The 17,605-nt window shown below is 67.9% G+C and carries 15 protein-coding genes and 1 tRNA gene; 10 read left to right on the top strand and 6 right to left on the bottom strand.

Translation table 11 applies throughout. The features are described from left to right. Positions 1-69 precede the first annotated feature (69 nt). Both AC5Y4Q_RS05020 and AC5Y4Q_RS05025 read left to right on the top strand, forming a co-directional pair. A tRNA-Ala gene (locus AC5Y4Q_RS05020) sits at positions 70-142 on the top strand. A 312-nt stretch (positions 143-454) separates the two neighbouring features. After that, entirely contained in the window at positions 455-814 is a 360-nt protein-coding gene (locus AC5Y4Q_RS05025; RefSeq protein WP_064922259.1) for a hypothetical protein, read from the top strand. A gap of 150 nt (positions 815-964) precedes the next feature. Here AC5Y4Q_RS05025 and AC5Y4Q_RS05030 read toward each other — a convergent pair whose 3' ends face one another. Further along, positions 965-1,933, bottom strand: a complete 969-nt coding sequence (locus AC5Y4Q_RS05030; RefSeq protein ID WP_185746685.1) for a D-2-hydroxyacid dehydrogenase family protein — start codon at positions 1,931-1,933, stop codon at positions 965-967. Between the two features lie 124 nt (positions 1,934-2,057). Here AC5Y4Q_RS05030 and AC5Y4Q_RS05035 point away from each other — a divergent pair, with 124 nt between their 5' ends. After that, positions 2,058-3,329 carry a cytochrome P450 gene (locus AC5Y4Q_RS05035; protein ID WP_125225588.1) on the top strand — a complete coding sequence of 424 codons (1,272 nt, stop codon included), beginning with the start codon at positions 2,058-2,060 and terminating at the stop codon, positions 3,327-3,329. Here AC5Y4Q_RS05035 and AC5Y4Q_RS05040 read toward each other — a convergent pair. The 4 genes from AC5Y4Q_RS05040 to AC5Y4Q_RS05055 form a co-directional block, all read right to left on the bottom strand. Continuing rightward, complete coding sequence (locus tag AC5Y4Q_RS05040) at positions 3,319-4,116, bottom strand: L,D-transpeptidase (protein WP_125225587.1); 798 nt, start codon at positions 4,114-4,116, stop codon at positions 3,319-3,321. The genes AC5Y4Q_RS05035 and AC5Y4Q_RS05040 overlap by 11 nt on opposite strands. 156 nt (positions 4,117-4,272) lie before the next feature. Next, positions 4,273-5,583 (bottom strand): macrolide-binding ATPase MABP-1, encoded by a 1,311-nt coding sequence (locus AC5Y4Q_RS05045; RefSeq protein ID WP_125225586.1) that lies wholly within the window; start codon positions 5,581-5,583, stop codon positions 4,273-4,275. Between the two features lie 33 nt (positions 5,584-5,616). Continuing rightward, positions 5,617-5,811, bottom strand: coding sequence for a YbdD/YjiX family protein (locus tag AC5Y4Q_RS05050; protein WP_082952652.1), 195 nt, complete (start codon positions 5,809-5,811; stop codon positions 5,617-5,619). Continuing rightward, complete coding sequence (locus AC5Y4Q_RS05055) at positions 5,787-8,057, bottom strand: carbon starvation CstA family protein (protein ID WP_125225585.1); 2,271 nt, start codon at positions 8,055-8,057, stop codon at positions 5,787-5,789. The genes AC5Y4Q_RS05050 and AC5Y4Q_RS05055 overlap by 25 nt, the downstream gene beginning before the upstream one ends. A 102-nt stretch (positions 8,058-8,159) precedes the next feature. Between AC5Y4Q_RS05055 and AC5Y4Q_RS05060 the strand changes: the two genes are divergently transcribed. The 4 genes from AC5Y4Q_RS05060 to AC5Y4Q_RS05075 all read left to right on the top strand — a co-directional run bounded on the left by AC5Y4Q_RS05060 (position 8,160) and on the right by AC5Y4Q_RS05075 (position 13,601). After that, complete coding sequence (locus tag AC5Y4Q_RS05060) at positions 8,160-8,918, top strand: SDR family NAD(P)-dependent oxidoreductase (protein WP_064922264.1); 759 nt, start codon at positions 8,160-8,162, stop codon at positions 8,916-8,918. A 21-nt stretch (positions 8,919-8,939) separates the two neighbouring features. Next, a complete protein-coding gene (locus tag AC5Y4Q_RS05065) occupies positions 8,940-11,105 on the top strand; it encodes an acyl-CoA dehydrogenase family protein (protein ID WP_064922265.1) in 2,166 nt (721 codons plus the stop codon). A 119-nt stretch (positions 11,106-11,224) separates the two neighbouring features. Then, positions 11,225-12,961 (top strand): ubiquinone-dependent pyruvate dehydrogenase, encoded by a 1,737-nt coding sequence (poxB, locus tag AC5Y4Q_RS05070; RefSeq protein ID WP_064922266.1) that lies wholly within the window; start codon positions 11,225-11,227, stop codon positions 12,959-12,961. A gap of 172 nt (positions 12,962-13,133) precedes the next feature. Beyond that, the gene (locus AC5Y4Q_RS05075; protein WP_064922267.1) at positions 13,134-13,601 is read left to right on the top strand and encodes a 2-isopropylmalate synthase; all 468 of its coding nucleotides are present in this window, start codon (positions 13,134-13,136) and stop codon (positions 13,599-13,601) included. A gap of 9 nt (positions 13,602-13,610) precedes the next feature. On the opposite strand, the gene AC5Y4Q_RS05080 is transcribed toward AC5Y4Q_RS05075, so the two are convergent. After that, positions 13,611-15,086, bottom strand: a complete 1,476-nt coding sequence (locus AC5Y4Q_RS05080) for a cytochrome P450 (RefSeq protein ID WP_064922268.1) — start codon at positions 15,084-15,086, stop codon at positions 13,611-13,613. A gap of 141 nt (positions 15,087-15,227) precedes the next feature. Here AC5Y4Q_RS05080 and AC5Y4Q_RS05085 point away from each other — a divergent pair, with 141 nt between their 5' ends. The 3 genes from AC5Y4Q_RS05085 to AC5Y4Q_RS05095 all read left to right on the top strand — a co-directional run bounded on the left by AC5Y4Q_RS05085 (position 15,228) and on the right by AC5Y4Q_RS05095 (position 17,596). Further along, positions 15,228-15,875: a TetR/AcrR family transcriptional regulator gene (locus AC5Y4Q_RS05085; protein WP_064922269.1), complete on the top strand. Its 648-nt coding sequence runs from the start codon at positions 15,228-15,230 to the stop codon at positions 15,873-15,875. A gap of 95 nt (positions 15,876-15,970) precedes the next feature. Next, complete coding sequence (locus tag AC5Y4Q_RS05090) at positions 15,971-16,846, top strand: SDR family oxidoreductase (protein ID WP_064922270.1); 876 nt, start codon at positions 15,971-15,973, stop codon at positions 16,844-16,846. Positions 16,847-17,356: 510 nt separating this feature from the next. Next, the gene (locus AC5Y4Q_RS05095; protein ID WP_064922271.1) at positions 17,357-17,596 is read left to right on the top strand and encodes a redoxin NrdH; all 240 of its coding nucleotides are present in this window, start codon (positions 17,357-17,359) and stop codon (positions 17,594-17,596) included. The last annotated feature ends 9 nt before the right edge of the window (positions 17,597-17,605 follow it).

The following is a 17,605-nucleotide window of genomic DNA, read 5'->3' on the forward strand; positions in this document are numbered from 1 at the left end:
CGGGGTGAGCGACCAGGCGTTTTGAGCCTGGGTATGGCGGTGGTGTAGCTTCGATGAGCACGACACCGCGGGGCTATGGCGCAGCTGGTAGCGCACCACACTGGCAGTGTGGGGGTCAGGGGTTCGAGTCCCCTTAGCTCCACTCATTTCTTGAGTCTCGACGTTCATCGCGCATTGAGCATGCAAATATGCGGTAAACCGGCAGCTGAACGCAGAATCAACGTCGCCGATCCGCATCAATGCGATAACGAATCACATTGCGGTCGGAGTTACTTACAACGCTGTGATACGGTTCATTCGCAGTCAAAAACTGCGTGTCCGGGGGGCTGGATACTAACAATCGGAGCGTACGTTGAAGAGCCTCGGGAGACCCGGTATCGCGATATTCGCCGGTATTGGCTTGTGTGCAAGTGCACTGATTTTCAGTGCCAGTGCGGTAGCTGCGCCATTTTCGATGGTGCCGTTGCCGGTGGGTGGGCCGGTGTGCAATGGCGGCCTCACCGCGTTCGTGGGTCCGGCGGGTGCCGGAGCGCCGGCGGAGGCGACACTGGTCGACACCACCGCGGTGGTGGCCGGGGCTCCCTGCGGGCCCGCCGTTGCGGACCTGACGACGCTCGCGGCTCCCGTTGTGCCGATGGGGCTTCCCGGCCCGGTGCCGCCGGTGCCGATCGCCCCGATTCCGGTGCTGCCGGGTGCGCCTCCACCGATCCCCTTAGTGGCGCCAGGGCCGGCCGGTGCCGCGGCAGCGAGCCCGGTGGCGGGTGTGCTGGCCGACGCCAGCGCCCCCATCGGCTTGGCCGGCGGCACTAAATAACGCCCGGCAAACAGGGCCCGCAAGCATCTGCTTGCGGGCCCTGTTCTATCGCGCCCGAATTCGCCGCACTCGCTACCGCAGCTTTTCGGCAGAACCGTTATGCACCTGAGGCCGCAATGCGTTTTCGCCGTAAGGAAATAGTGCTACAAGTCAACCGGCCACAATTCGTCGCGGCGCGCCCACACAATAGGCGGCAATATCGTCGACGATATCCCGGTAGAACCGCTCCATGCATTTCTCGGTGACATAACCCAGGTGCGGAGTGAGTACGGTATTGGGCAGCCCCGTCAAGGGGTGGCCGGGCGGCAGCGGCTCCTCACCGTAGACGTCGAGCGCCGCACCTTTGATCCGCTTCGCGCGCAGCGCCTCGATCAGCGCCGCCTCGTCGATCAGGCCGCCGCGTGCGGTGTTGACCAGGATCGCGCTGGACTTCATCGCCGCGAGCTCGGCGCGGCCGACGACGCCCCGGGTGGCCTCGGACAGCACCAGGTGAACCGAGACCACATCGGCGGTGGCGAACAAGCTGTGCCGGTCCAGCAGCTCCGCCCGCGCTTCGGCGGCACGTTCCGCGGTCAGGTTGGGGCTCCACGCCGTCACCCGCATACCGAAGGCGTGGCCCACCGCGGCGACCCGCCGACCGATCCGGCCCAGTCCGACCAGTCCCAGCGTCGCCCCGGCAAGATCGGCGCCGACGGTCTGTTGCCAGCGCCCGGCGCGCACCGCCCGGTCCTCGACGATCAGGTGGCGTTGCAGGGCGTGGATCAACGCCCAAGTGAGTTCGACCGTCGAGGTGATGATGCCGCCGGTTCCGCACACCGTGATCCCCAGCCGGCGGGCCGCCGCCGTGTCAATGGCGGCGTTGAACGGCCCGGTCGTCACCAGCAGCTTCAGCGACGGCAACCGGCCGAGCAGCTCGGCGTCGATCGGGGTGCGCTCGCGCATCGCCACCACGACCTCGCGCCCGGCGAGCAGGGCGAGGAGTTCGTCGCCGGGTGCGATGTGCTCGCGCAGCGCTAACAGGTCGATGGGCCGCGGGATAGCTGACCAGTCGACGGTTTCGGCGATGCCCTGGTAGTCGTCGAGGACCGCGATACGCAGCGGTATCGAGGCGGTGGCCATCATCAGACCGCGTCCGGATCGGGCTGGACCGCCATCACCAAATCATAGGGAGGCACGTGATTTGTGTCATACGATCGCCGTGCGAGAAGGGGACTACGGGCTGAGTCGACCGGAAGGCAACACGATGACCCAGACACCTCATCTGCTACCCGAGGGATTCGACTTCACCGACCCCGCACTGATCGCGCAGCGGATCCCGCATGAGGAGTTCGCCCTGCTGCGCAAGACCGAACCCATCTGGTGGAACCACCAACCGTACGGCGCCTCCGGCTACCCCGATGAGGGCTACTGGGTCGTCACGAAACACGCTGACGTCCGTGCGGTTTCCCTGCGGGACGAGGTGTTCTCCTCGCATGAGAACACCTCGCTGATCCGCACGAGCACCACCACCAACCCGGAAGTCCACGAAGCCTCCCGCAACAACGTGATGCTGTTCCTGGACGGGCCGCAGCACGCCAAGTTGCGCCGCATCGTCGCGCGCGGATTCACCCCGCGCGTGATTGCCGGCATGCGCGATTCACTCGACCGGCAGGCGCGGGAGATCGTCGGCGCGGCCGCCGAGCGCGAGACCGGCGATTTCGTCACCGACGTGGCCTCCCGGCTACCCCTGGCGACCATCTGCGAGCTGATCGGGGTTCCCTCCGACGAGCGCGAGCACGTCTTCGAGTGGAGCAACCGCCTGGTGGCCGGCGGCGCCGGTGATGAGGCGGCCACCGCCGACGCGATGCAGGCCTCCGCCGAACTTCTGGGCTACGCCTACCAAATGGCCGAAGACCGCAAGAGCCGCCCACGAGAGGACATCGCGACGGCTCTGGTCACTGCGACGATCGACGGCGAGGCACTGACCGCGCTGGAATTCGGTTACTACGTGATGATGCTGATGGTCGCCGGCAACGAGACCACCCGCAACGCCACCTCGCAGGGGATGTTGGCGTTTTTCGACCATCCCGACCAATGGCGGTTGTTTGTGGCCGAACGCCCCCCGACCATGGTCGACGAAGTGGTCCGCTGGGCGACTCCGGTGATCTCCTTCCAGCGCACCGCACTGCGCGATGTCGACCTCGGTGGCGTGCACATCGCCAAGGGCCAGCGGGTCGGGATGTTCTACGGTTCGGCCAACTATGACGAAGAGGTGTTCGCCGATCCGTTCACGTTCGACATCCTGCGCAGCCCCAACCCGCACCTGGGTTTCGGGGCGCCGGGTGCGCACTACTGCATCGGTGCAAATCTCGCCCGTATGCAGATCAACCTGGTGTTCGGCGCGCTGGCCGACATCATTCCCGACATCCGCCGACTCGACGACGGGACGCGGTCCGCGCTGCCCTGGATCAACGGGATCGATTCGCTGCGTGTGGGTTTCGGGCGTACTCGCCGTGCAGGCGACGCTATTCCTTGATGATCACCGGGTCGCCGATGTTGACCCGATCGAAGTACCATTCCGCATCCGTGGGGCTCAGTCCGACGCAGCCGTGGCTGACGTTCTCCAGGCCCAGCGAGCCCAGCGCCCAGGGTGCGGAGTGGACGTAGAGGCCGCGCCGCGAGATGCGCACCGCCTGCTCGACATCGAAGCGGTAGCCCTCGGGGTCGTCGATCGGGATACCGACGCTGCTGGAATCCATCAGGACCTTCTTGTCCTTGGCCAGCACCGTGTAATTGCCTGTCGGGGTAGGGAACTCGGATTTGCCCATGGTGGCTGGCAGCACCCCGTCCTCACCCCAGTGCGGGCGGTGATGCGGGGCGGGCAGCGGGCCGGCCTCCTCGTCGTCGACGGTCACGGTGAAGGTGTGCGCGGAGATACTGGCCACGCCCACCACCTTGGCTCCGGTGCTGAAATCGGCGGAGAGCTTGCCCACCGAGAGCTTCACGGTGCTGTGCGCCGGCCAGTAGTGGTCGGGAACCCACTGCACCTCGGTGTCATCGACCCACTCGAAGGATCCGGTCATGGGCGGGGTTGAGCGCACCGCGATGGCGCGCTCGGCGGCTCGGCGGTCGAGCACCGGCGCCGAAAACTGCACCACCACCGGATGCGCCACGCCGACCACCGCACCCTGCGCCGGTTGGATCGATGCGATACCGCCGCCCGGTGGCCGGCTGGCAGCCGCCGAACTCGTTGCCGGCGGGGTCACCACCGTTGTGACGGCGACCCCGACAATGACAATGGCAGAGCGCACCAATTTCCACATCCGCGGCGTACCTTCCCGACCAAATAACTGAGGTTATTGCCGTTGATGGTAAGGAGATTCGAGCTGCCGCCCCTGCAACCCATGCCCACGACTCGGTCAAGGCTTCATTAAGGTTTGGCCACGGCCGTGTGAGCCGGACGGGCGGCTGGGCCACTACTAGGGGGCGAAACCGGGCAGCAGTTCGAGCGCGATCGCCCGAACCGGTACGTGCGCGTCCAGCTGAGCCAGGATCGCCACTGTGGTCCCGACGACGCGCGCCAGCACCGCCAGGTGGGGCGGCAGATCCAACTGGCGTGCGGTCTTGATCTGATGAATCGACTGATCCAGTTGTGCGGCAGCCAGTTTCTGCAGCCAGTCGCGGCTGAAATGGAATACCTCGGGTGCCACCGGCTCGACGTAGCGGCGCAGCATCTCGTCGATCTCCGCCACCGAGATCTGTTCGCCCGGCTGGATGAAACCGGCCTTCTCCAGCGTGGGCAGCAAAAGGTCGTAGTTGAACTGGCCCGCGAACCGCAGCGCCATGCCCAGCTCGACCGGCAGGCCGTCGGGAAGCGGCGCCACCGCGCCGAAGTCGATGACACCCATCCGGCCGTCGGGCAGCAGCATGAAATTGCCCGGATGGGCGTCCCCGTGCAGCATGCCCACCCGCGCCGGTGCGTCGCCGATCAGCTCGACCAGCCGGGCACCCAGCAGGTCGCGCTGCTCGACGGTGCCGCCGGCGATGATCGCCGACATGCCGATGCCCTCGATCCACTCCTGGATCACCACCTTGGGCGCACTGGCCACCACGTGTGGCACCGCGAAGCGCGGATGGCCGGCATAGGCCTTGGCGAACACGCGCTGGTTGTCGGCTTCGAGCCGATAGTCCAGTTCCATATCGGCGCGGTCGATCAGTTCGTCGACGACGCCCTGCACGTCGGCCCCGGGGGCCAGGGGCTTGAGTATGCCGGTCAGCCGCCGCAACGTCTTCAGGTCGGCGCGCAGGGCCTCGTCGGCACCGGGGTATTGGATCTTGACGGCGACCGGGCGCCCGTCGGCCCACACCGCTTTGTGCACCTGCCCGATGCTGGCCGCGGCGACCGGGGCGTCGTCGAAGGAGCTGAACCGCTGCCGCCACCGGGTGCCCAACTGCGCGTCGAGCACCCGGTGGACCTTGTTCGCGGGCAACGGTGGGGCGTCCTTCTGCAGTCTGGTCAGGGCCTCACGGTAGGGCTCACCGAACTCCGGGGGCACCGCGGCCTCGAGCACCGAGAGCACCTGGCCGACCTTCATGGCACCGCCCTTGAGCTCGCCGAGGACGGTGAACACCTGCTCGGCCGCCTGCTCCATGAGTTCGGCGGTGACTTCGTCCTTGGGCCTGCCGGCCAGCCGTTTGCCCAATCCGAGAGCGGCCCGCCCGGCCAGGCTCAGCGGCAGGCCGGCGAGCTTGGCATTGCGCGCCGCCCGCCCGCGGGTGATGTCAGCCACCTTTCGATCATGCCCGAAGCTGCCCGAGTGCGGTCAGCAGCACCGTCCACCGGGATCGGCGGCATAACGCCGCCGCCAATAGTCCCGCTCGGAGAGCACCGGTTCGCCCGGGTGGGCCCGCCGGCGGTAGTCCAGGTACCGGCGGTAATGGTTGTCGCCCAATAGGCTGGCCCAGTACCAGCTGACATGGCGGGCCGCCCGGGCTAGTCCACTGGCTGAGCGTCCCACTGCGCCTGTACCTTTCGCTCGGCGGCTGAGGGGATCAGCCCGGCGGGCGCGAACCGCCGTGACAATACCGGCCCGGCTTCGGTCGTCGGCGCGTTACCGCGAATCGCCTTGATACAGACCACGAGCCCGGTCACGAACACCACCGCGACCAGGGAGGCGAATACGATCGACAGGCTGCCCTGGACGAAGGTGTTGCGGACGACGTCGTGCAGCTGCGCCGGGTCGGCCGCCGACCCGAAGGAGGTCTTCCCGTCCCGCTCCGCGGCCCGGTAGGCAAAGTGCTGCGTCCAATAGCCGACCCGCGGGTCGGCCGAGAAGATCTTCTGCCACGACGCCGTCATCGTGACCGCAAGGTCCCACAACAACGGAATGCCCGGCACCAACGCCCATTTCAGGCTCAAGCCGTGCCGGCTCCGCTTGACCACGATCACCGTCACCACGGTCAACGCGATCGCGGCGAGCAATTGGTTGGCGATGCCGAACAGCGGGTAGAGGGTGTTGATTCCGCCGAGCGGATCGGTCACCCCCATCAACAGGATGGAACCCCACCCGGCGACCACCGCGACGCTGCACGCCCAGGCGCCGATTCGCCATCCCGGGTTGGCGAGCCTACGCAGCGGCCCGCCCAGGTTGCTCAGCGCATCCGACAGCATGAAGCGGGCCACCCGGGTGCCGGCGTCGACGGTGGTGAGGATGAACAGCGCCTCGAACATGATCGCGAAGTGGTACCAGAACGCTTTCAGGCCCGGCCCGCCGAACACCCGGCCCAGCACATCGGCCATGCCCAGCGCCAATGTCGGCGCCCCGCCGGTGCGCGACACGATCGAGGACTCCCCGACGGCCGTGGCGGCCCCGCTGATCTGCTCGGCGGTCACCGGCGGCCCGCCGAGTCCGAGGCCGTTGACATAGTCGGCGGCGCTGGCGGCGGTGCCGCCGGTCGAGGCGACCGGAGCATTGAGGGTGAAGAACAGGTGCTGGTCCAGAATCGACGCGGTGATCAGCGCCATCACCGCCACAAAGGACTCGGTGAGCATGCCGCCGTAACCGATCAGCCGCATCTGGCTCTCTTTTTCCAGCAACTTCGGCGTGGTGCCCGAGGCGATCAGCGAATGAAAACCCGACAGCGCCCCGCATGCGATCGTGATGAACAGGAACGGGAACAGCGAGCCGGCGAACACCGGCCCGTCGCCGGTGTGGGCGAAGGACGAGACGGCGGGAGCGGCCATCATCGGCTGGGCGATCAGGATCCCGACCGCCAGCAGCACGATGGTGCCGACCTTCATGAACGTCGACAGATAGTCGCGCGGCGCCAACAACAACCACACCGGCAGCACCGAGGCGGCGAAGCCGTAGCCGATGATGCACCACGACAGCGTCACCGGCGACAGCGTGAACCACGCGGCGCCCCAGGATGTTTCGGCAACCCAGCGGCCGGAGGCGACAGCGCCCAGCAACGCGACGATGCCGATCAGGGACACCTCGGACACCCGGCCGGGCCGCAGGAACCGCAGATAGATCCCCATGAACAGTGCGATCGGGATCGTCATCGCAATGGAGAACACCCCCCACGGGCTGACCGCCAGCGCCCGCACCACGATCAGCGCCAACACCGCGATCAGAATCACCATGATCACCAGCACCCCGATGATCGCGGCGGCACCGCCGACGGCGCCGAGCTCCTCGCGGGCCATCTGCCCGAGCGAGCGCCCACGGCGCCGCGTCGAGCACCACAGCACCAGGTAGTCCTGCACGCAGCCGGCCACCACCGCGCCGATCACGATCCAGATCGTGCCCGGTAGATAGCCCATCTGCGTGGCCAGCACCGGGCCTACCAGCGGGCCGGCGCCGGCGATCGCGGCGAAGTGGTGGCCGAACAGCACCCGCCGGTCGGTCGGCAGATAGTCGGTGCCGTCCTCGAAGATCTCCGCGGGGGTGGCGTGCTCGTCGCGGGGCTGCACGATCTTGCGTTCGATAAGCCTTGCGTAGCAGCGGAATCCGAAGATATAGGTGCACAGCGCGGCGACCACGAACCAAACCGCGTTCACCGACTCGCCGCGGGCGAAGGCGATCACGGCCCACGCCACCGCACCGACGACGGCCAACGCACCCAACACCAGTTTGTGGCGCGCCGAGATCGGGGAGCGGTCGACAACGGCGACCGGCGGCAGTTCCGGATCGGTCTGCAGGTAGGCCACCGCGCCGTCGCGTCGCTCAATCACCTCCAGCGCGGTCGGCGGTGCGGCCACGGTTACCTCCTTCAGGCCTGCCGGATGCCCGAGTGGCAGCGGATTCCGAGCGGAACGATAACTTGTTCCTGATACTCAAGTACTTGCTTAAAAGGAGTTCGCATGGAGATCAGTGGCAAGAAGGTCGTCGTCGTCGGTGGTGCCTCGGGGATGGGCCGCGCCACTGCCGAGCTGCTGGCGTCCCGCGGCGCCAGCGTCGCGGTGCTGGACCGGGAAGGCTCCGAGGGCAAGGAGGTTGCGGCGGGGTTCGGCGGAGGGTTCTACCCGGTTGACGTCACGGATTTCGCCGGCACCGAAGAGGTGCTCAAGAACGCTGTGCAGGCCTTGGGCGGCCTGCACGTCATCGTGACCACCGCCGGCGGCGGGATCGCCAAGCGCACGCTGTCCAAGTCCGGACCGCACGACCTAGAATCGTTCCAGTCGGTCGTCGACCTCAACCTCGTCGGCACCTTCAACATCAGCCGGCTCGCCGCGGCGCACATGAGCGTCAACGAGCCCGAAGACGAGGAGCGCGGCGTCATCATCAACACCGCGTCGATCGCGGCGTTCGAGGGGCAGATCGGCCAGGTCGCCTACACCGCCGCCAAGGCCGGTATCGCCGGCATGTGCCTGACCATGGCTCGTGACCTGGGGTCGGTGGGGATCCGGGTGCTGGCGATCGCCCCCAGCCTGTTCGCCACCGGGCTGACCAAGGGCATCCCGGACGAGTTCGCCAGCGCCCTGACCAAGGATGCGGCGTTCCCCAAGCGGCTCGGCCGCCCGGAGGAGTACGCCAAACTGGTCGCCGCCATCGTCGACAACCCGATGCTCAACGGGCAGTGCCTGCGGCTCGACGCCGGACAGCGGTTCGCACCCAAGTAGATACACACCAGGAGGCCTTCAATGGGCATCGCAGTAACCGACGACCATCGCGAACTGGCCGAGGTGGCCCGCGGATTCTTGACCGCCCAGAAGGCCCGTGCGGCGGCGCGTGCGCTACTGGACGCCGCAGACGAAGGCAGGCCGCCGTTCTGGGGCGAATTGGCCGCCCTGGGCTGGCTGGGCCTGCACATCGACGAGGCGCACGGCGGCTCGGGCTTCGGGCTGCCCGAACTGGTGGTGGTGATCGAGGAGCTGGGCCGAGCTGTGGCGCCGGGACCGTTCGTGCCGACGGTTATCGCCTCGGCGGTGATCGCCGCCAACGGCACCGGTGACCAGCAGGCTCGGCTGCTGCCCGGGCTGATCGACGGTTCGGTCACCGCCGGGGTGGGTCTGGCCGGTGCCGTCGCCCTCGACGGCGGCGTGGCCTCCGGTGACGCCGGGATCGTGCTGGGCGCAGGACTGGCCGATGTGCTGCTGATCGCCGCCGGCGACGACGTGCTGGTATTGGAGCGTGACCGGGCGGGGGTCAACGTCGACGTACCCGGCAACCTCGACCCGACCCGGCGGTCCGGGCGGGTCACGCTGACCGGTGTCGGGGTGAGTGCCGATGACACGCTGGTCGGCGCGCGCGAGTCGGCGCTGGCGCGCGCCCGGCTGCTGCTGGCGGCCGAGGCGGTCGGCGGCGCTGCCGACTGCACCGACGCGGCGGTGGAGTACGCCAAGGTGCGCGAACAGTTCGGCCGGCCGATCGCCACCTTTCAGGCGATCAAGCACCACTGCGCGAACATGCTGGTCGCCGCGGAGGCGGCCACCGCGGCGGTGTGGGACGCCGCCCGCGCCGACGGCGACGACGAGTTCGCCTTCCGGCTGGCGGCCGCGGTAGCCGCCACCTTGGCGTTCCCGGCCTATGTGCGCAACGCCGAGCTGAACATCCAGGTGCACGGCGGGATCGGCTACACCTGGGAGCACGACGCCCACCTGCAGCTGCGCCGCGCCCTGACGGTGCAGGCGCTGTTCGGCGGCGACGCCGCGGCCCTGGCGGTATTCGAGAGCGCTGCCGCCGGCATCACCCGGGCCAACAGCCTGGACCTGCCGCCCGAGGCCGAGGAGCTGCGCACGCAGATCCACGCCGATGCGCTTGAGATCGCCGGGCTGGCCCCCGAGGCCCAACTCGACCGGCTGATCGCAACCGGCTACGTGATGCCGCACTGGCCCAAGCCCTGGGGGCGGGCGGCCGACGCGGTCGAGCAGCTGGTGATCGAGCAGGAGTTCAGTGCTGCCGGGATCCAGCGGCCGGACTATTCCATCACCGGCTGGGTGATCCTGACCCTGATCCAGCAGGGCACTCCCTCGCAGATCGAGCGGTTCGTGGAGAAAGCGCTGCGCCAGGACGAGATCTGGTGTCAGCTGTTCTCCGAGCCGGACGCCGGCTCGGATGCCGCCGCGGTCAAGACCAGGGCCACCCGGGTCGAGGGCGGCTGGAAGATCAACGGCCAGAAGGTCTGGACTTCGGGGGCGCACCTGTGCCGGCGTGGGCTGGCCACCGTGCGCACCGATCCTGACGTCCCCAAGCACGCCGGCATCACCATGGTGATCATCGACATGGAGGCCCCGGGCGTGCAGGTGCGTCCGCTGCGCCAGATCACCGGCGGCTCGGAGTTCAACGAGGTGTTCTTCAACGATGTGTTCGTTCCCGACGAGGACGTCGTCGGCGAGGTCAACGAGGGCTGGAAGGTAGCCCGGGCCACCTTAGGCAATGAGCGGGTCAGCATCGGTGGCGGCGGCTCCTACACCGCCGGTGTCGACCAGAAGCTGATCGCGCTGGCCCAGCAGCACCGGCAGTCGGTGGCCGATGCCGCGGTGCGGGTCGGCCGGTTCGTCGCCGACGAGCACGCGCTGCGGCTGCTGAACCTGCGCCGCGTGGCGCGCAGCATCGCCGGTGCCGGGCCCGGCCCGGAGGGCAACGTCACCAAACTCAAGCTCGCCGAGCACATGGGCGACGGCGCGGCGATCGGAGCGGCGCTGCTCGGCCCCGACGTGGCCCTCGACGACGGCCCCGGCGCGATGGCCGGCCGGATGGTGATGGGAGCGCGCGGCATTGCGATCGCCGGCGGCACCTCGGAGGTCACCCGCAACCAGATCGCCGAGCGGATCTTGGGGATGCCCCGCGACCCGCTGATCAAGTAGCGTTTCCTACTGCGTGGGCCGGGGGTACCACCGCTTCGGCGAGGGTGCGTGTTTGCGCGGCGACACGCCGTCCGCGATGGCATTCTGCGCACACTCGCTCCTGGTGAGGAGGACGTGAAATGGCGACCGTCGCCGACCATGTCATCGCCACCCTCAAACGCAGTGGAGTGCACCGCGTCTACGGGATCCCGGGGGACAGCCTCAACGGCTTCACCGACGCGATCCGGCGCGCCGGTGACTTCACCTGGGAACAGGTGCGGCACGAGGAGACCGCGGCGTTCGCCGCCGCCGCCGACGCCGCACTGAGCGGGGGGCTGGCGGTGTGCGCCGGCAGTTGCGGGCCCGGCAACCTGCACCTGATCAACGGTCTGTTCGACGCGCAGCGCAGCCGGGTGCCGGTGCTGGCGGTCGCCGCCCACATCCCGCTGGCCGAGATCGGCTCGGACTACTTCCAGGAAACCCATCCCCAGAACCTGTTTCACGAGTGCAGCGTGTACTGCGAATTGGTCAGCACCCCCGAGCAGGCACCGCGCATCCTCGAGCTGGCGATGCGCGCCGCGGTCGAGGAGAACGGGGTCGCGGTCGTGGTGGTGCCCGGCGAGATCTTCTCCAACCGGGTCGACGACACCGCCTGGGGAGCGCGCCCGGTGCTGCCGACCGGGTCGGTCTGCCATCCCGATCAGCGCGGGCTGGCGACGGCGGCGGGCATGCTCAACGCCGCCACCAATGTCACCATCCTCGCCGGTGCCGGGGTGGCCGGCGCCCACGACCAGGTCATCGAACTGGCGCGGACGCTACAGGCCCCGATCGTGCACGCGCTGCGCGGCAAGGAGCACATCGAGTACGACAACCCCCACGACGTCGGCATGACCGGGCTGCTCGGATTCGCATCCGGGTACAAGGCGATCAGGGAAGCCGACGTGCTGCTGATGCTCGGCACCGATTTTCCCTACCAGCAGTTCTATCCCGAGCGTGCCCAGATCATCCAGGTCGACATCCGTGGCCGAAACCTGGGCCGGCGCACCCCGATCGATCTCGGACTGCTGGGCACAGTCGCCGACACCCTCACCGCGCTGCGCCCGCTACTGGCCGCCAAGAGCGACCGCACTCATCTGGACCGGTCACTGGGCCACTACCGCAAGACCCGCAAGCGGCTGGACGCATTGGCGTCCAATGATCGCGACCGCACCCCGATTCGTCCCGAATACGTTGCCGCGGTAGCGAATCGGCTGGCCGCCGACGACGCGGTGTTCACCGTCGACGTCGGCTCCCCGGTGGTGTGGGCCGCGCGCTACGTGACCATGAACGGGCGGCGACGGCTGATCGGGTCGTTCAACCACGGCACCATGGCGTGCGCATTGCCGCACGCGATCGGCGCGCAGACCGTCGACCGCGAGCGGCAGGTGGTCGCCTTGGCCGGCGACGGCGGGCTGGCGATGCTGTTCGGCGAGCTGCTGACGCTGGCGCAGAATCGGTTGCCGGTCAAGGTGGTCGTATTCAACAACTCGTCGCTGAACTTCGTCGAGCTGGAGATGAAGGCCGCCGGCATCGTCAACTTCGGCACCGAGTTGCGCAATCCCGACTTCGGCGCCGTCGCCAGCGCGCTGGGCATGTTCGGGCGCCGAGTGGAGCAGCCCGGCGACCTGGAGCCCGCCCTCGCCGAAGCGTTCGGCTACGACGGACCGGCCGTGGTCGACGTCATCACGGCCCGCCAGGAACTGTCGATTCCGCCGGCGATCACCGCCGAGCAGGCCAAGGGATTCTCGTTGTATGCGATCCGCACCATTCTCGCCGGCCGCGGAGAGGAACTGCTCGATCTGGTGACCACCAATGTGGCTCGGCGCATTCTGGATTGAACCCAATAATGCGGTTGCATGCCGACCGGAGCCCGACTAGCCTGGCCGGATCATGCGTCATCTGCTTGTAGTAGCCAGTACCCGCAGCGGGGTCTGATTTCGACCGACCCCCCGCTGTGGGTCGGAGGCTGCTACCCGTCGGTCACTCTCCTCGAGCAGAAAAGACCGAGACATGACCACAACATCATTCGCCGACCAATTCCGGGTTCCGCTCCCACGTGAACTGCGCGACCAGGCCGCGCGGCTGTCCTGGGACGGCTTCGTTTCGGCCTACGGCCGCGCCGCCGGCCCGCTGTCGCTGAGCCGATGGCGCTGCCTGGACGCTGATCGCCCGGCCACCCGACTGGGGCCGCAGGGCCGCACCTACCAGGCGACCCTCACCGTCGGCGGCGTGAACGGTACCTGCACCGCCGCGGCGCCCGGACCGCTGGCAGCGCTCACCACGATGCTGCACGACCGCGGAGTCCCCCTGGAAATCCTGGGGTTTCACCAGCTTCGGTGCGGCGCCGAGACCGCCACCTTCATCCACGGCTCGAACGGGCGCGGTGCGGCCTGGGCGGTGGGTTTTGCGCCCGATGCCGGGCGCTCCGCGCTGGAGGCCCTCATCACCTGCGCCAACCGGCTGCTGACCGCCCGGTGAGGCGTCGATCTACCGCCGACGCAACACGATCGGCATACCGTCCATCGGGATCGGCATCCCGCCGTAGTCCCAGCGCGGCTGGTACCCGGGCCGGGCCAGCTCCAGCCGGTAGCGGCGCAGCAGCCGGTGGACGATGGTCTTGACCTCCAGGCGCCCGTAATTCATGCCGATGCACTTGTGCGCCCCGCCGCCGAACGGCGCCCAGGCGTAGCGGTGCTTCTTGTGCTCGGCGCGCGGCTCCAGGAACCGCTCCGGGTCGAACTGGCGCGGGTTGGTGTAGAGCTCGGGCAGCCAGTGGTTCATGCCCGGCCAGGTGACCACGTTGGTGCCGGCCGGCAAATAGTGCCCGAGCAGCTCGGTGTCGCGCACGGCCTGGCGCATATTGAACGGCAGCGGGGTGACCAGCCGCAGCGACTCGTCCATCACCAGGTCGAGGGTCTCCAGCTTCTCCAGCGCCTCGATATCCAGCGGTGCGTCGCCGAGCCGTGCCGATTCGTCGCGGGCCCGCTCCTGCCAGTCCGGGTGTGCGGCCAGGTGGTAGGCCATCGTGGTCACCGTCGAGGTGGTGGTGTCGTGCGCGGCCATCATCAGGAAGATCATGTGGTTGACGATGTCGGTGTCGCTGAACGTGTTCCCGTCGTCGTCGGCGGTGTGGCACAGCACCGACAGCATGTCCGCGCCCTCGACCCGTCGGCGTTCGGTGACCCGCTCGGCGAAGTAGTCCTCGAGCACCTTGCGGCCCTGCAGACCACGCCACCATTTGAACGGCGGCACCCCGGTGCGGATGATCGCCCCGCCGGCGCGGGTGGTCTGCTCGAAGGCGTGGTTGACCTTGGTCACCAGCTCGTGGTCCTCGCCGGGTTCATGGCCCATGAACACCACCGCCGCCACGTCGAGCGTGAGTTCCTTGGCCGCCGGGTGGAACAGGAACCGCGCGTCGTCGGTCGGCCAGTCGGCCACGATCCGGGTGATCACCCGGTCCATGTCCTCGACGTAGCTGGCCAGCCGCGGACGGGTGAACGCGCCCTGCATGATCCGCTTGTGATGTAAGTGCTCGTCGAAGTCCAGCAGCATCAGGCCACGGTCGAAGAACGGCCCGATAACCGGGATCCAGCCGGTCGTCGAAAAGTCCTTCGCCTTGTTGGTGAAGATGGCCTGGGTGGCGTCGGGTCCCAGCGCAACGATCGACGGCAGAATCGGTGACTCCGCGAAGTACACCGGGCCGTACTTGTTGTAGATGTGCAGCGGGAAATCCGGTCCCTGCCGGAACATCTCGATGATGTGGCCGAGCAGCGGCAGCCCGGAATCACCCAGGATGGGTTTGAGTCCGCTGCCCGCCGGTGGCTCGGCCAGCGTCTTCTGCTTCCATTCCACGTTCAACAGCCGCTTCTCGATGGCGCCCATGCCGGGGATGGTGTTCAGCGTCGGGGTGAACCGACGCCGGGCCTGGTCGAGAAGGTACTGCGGGGTGGTCATGGTCGTCATCGGCTGACTACCTCTCGTTCATGGCGTCATAACACGCAGCGACTATGGCGCCTGTGGCGACCGTCACGCATCCACATCCTCAGATTAAAGTTGACGCGTGTCAAGTTTGAATCCGGCGCGGCGTGGTGCAAGGTGCAAAGGGTGAGTACCGAGCACGACCCGGGCGGTCCGGCCACCGACGATGCGCCCCAGCGCCGAGGCGACAAGCAGCGCCAGGCGATTGTGCAGGCAGTCCGGGAATTGCTGGAGGAGAAGCCGTTCGCGGAGCTGTCGGTCAGCACCATCAGCGACCGCGCCGGGGTGGCGCGCTCGGGCTTCTATTTCTACTTCGATTCCAAGTACGCCGTGCTCGCCCACATCCTCGCCGAGGCGACTCAGGAACTCGAAGAACTCACCCATTACTTCGCGCCGCGGGGCGCCGACGAATCGCCGGCGGCCTTCGCCGAACGGATGGTGGGCAGCGCGGCGGCAGTTTATGCCCACAACGACCCGGTGATGTCGGCGTGCAACCTGGCCCGCAACAGCGACGCCGAGATCCGCGAACTGCTCGACGCCCAGATCGACGCGGTGATCAACCAGATCGTCGGTGTGGTCAACGACGAGATCGCCGCCGGTACGGCGAACCCGATCAGCGATGACATTCCCGCCCTGGTGCGAACATTGGCGGCCACCACCGCCTACATGCTCTCCGGCGATAGTGCTTTCCTGGGCGCCGATGGTGACGTGCCTCGTGGCGTGCGGGTGCTCGAGGCGCTGTGGCGCACCGCGTTATGGAGCGGGTCGCGCTGATCGCGAGCGCGGCGGAGGCGGGCGCAACGGGTCAGCGCCGTGGGCTCCGCGGGGATTGAATCGTCCTCGCTGAACCGCCGGTATCGTCTGCACCTATGACACGCGTAGCGCAGTACTACCGGGGCAAGCGGTGCTTCATCACCGGAGCGGCGAGCGGGATCGGTAGGGCCACCGCGCTACGGCTGGCCGAGTTGGGCGCGGAGCTTTATCTGACGGACCGCAATGCGCAAGGACTTGCCGAAACCGTGGCCGACGCGCGGGCGCTGGGGGCGCTGGTGCCCGAACACCGAGTGGTCGATATCGCCGATTACGACGACGTCGCCGCGTTCGGCGCCGACATCCACGCGCGCCATGAGTCGATGGACATCGTGATGAACATCGCGGGGGTGTCGGCGTGGGGGACCGTCGACCGGTTGAGCCACGAGCAGTGGAACAAGATGGTCTCCATCAACCTGATGGGCCCGATCCACGTTATCGAGACCTTCCTGCCGCCGATGGTCGCCGCCGGCCGGGGCGGGCACCTGGTCAACGTGTCCTCGGCGGCGGGAATCGTCGCGTTGCCGTGGCACGCCGCCTATTCCGCTAGCAAGTACGGCCTGCGCGGAGTATCGGAGGTGCTCCGCTTCGACCTGGCGCGCCACCGCATCGGGGTGTCGGTGGTGGTTCCCGGCGCCGTGAAGACCCCGCTGGTCAACACCGTGGAGATCGCCGGCGTCGACCGCGATGATCCGCAGGTGCAACGGTGGGTGGACCGGTTCGCCGGCCACGCGGTGACGCCGGAGAAAGCGGCGGAGAAGATCCTGGCCGGGGTGGCTCGCAACCGCTACCTGGTCTACACCTCCGGTGACATCCGCGCGTTGTATGCGTTCAAGCGGCTGGCGTGGCTGCCGTACAGCGTTGTCATGCGGCAGGTCAATGGGCTGTTCAGCCGCGCACTGCTTCCGACGAGGAGTCCGCAGCGCAGCTCCTAGCCGGCGTCATCGGCTGCCGCCGTCCCACGCCAGAGCATCCGGCCCGCCGTCGGCCGACAGTCGCAGCGCCCGACACCGCGACGACTCGCCGATGCCGGCCGGACGTGCTGAGCCGGTGTCCGGGCAACTTTGCTGGTACGTGTTCGCCGGCCGCGCGTTGCGGTTGCTTGTCGGTGTCGGGTGGTAGACCTGCGGTTATGACGAGCCACCCGCGCGATTGTGAGATGCGACACGCCGAGGCCGCGGTGCGGCCGGGCCGCGACCAGCGAATTTCAACAATGTCGTTCAGAACATCTAGTATTGACACCAAGGGGTGACCACTAGGTGTAGTGTTCGTGGAACCGACAGGCCGGGGTTTTCCGGTTACCCGAGCCGCGGCGACCAGCACCGATTTGGGTGCCCTGCCACGGTGGGGGGAACTGGCGAATTGCGGTCCTGGCGGCCCGCTGGACGCTCTACCTGATCCGTCATCCGTTCGTTGTCGACGATTCGCTGAGGAGTCTGCCGCCCATGAGCATCACCGTGTACACCAAGCCCGCGTGCGTGCAGTGCAACGCCACCTACAAGGCGCTGGACAATCAGGGCATCGCCTACGAGACCGTCGACATCTCGCTCGACTCCGAAGCGCGGGACTACGTGATGGCGCTGGGTTACCTGCAGGCCCCGGTCGTCGTCGCCGGCGACGAGCACTGGTCGGGTTTCCGCCCGGACCGCATCAAGGCGCTGGCGAAGACAGCGCTCAGCGCGTAAGTGACCGCC

This window comes from Mycobacterium sp. NGS16, assembly GCF_059813225.1.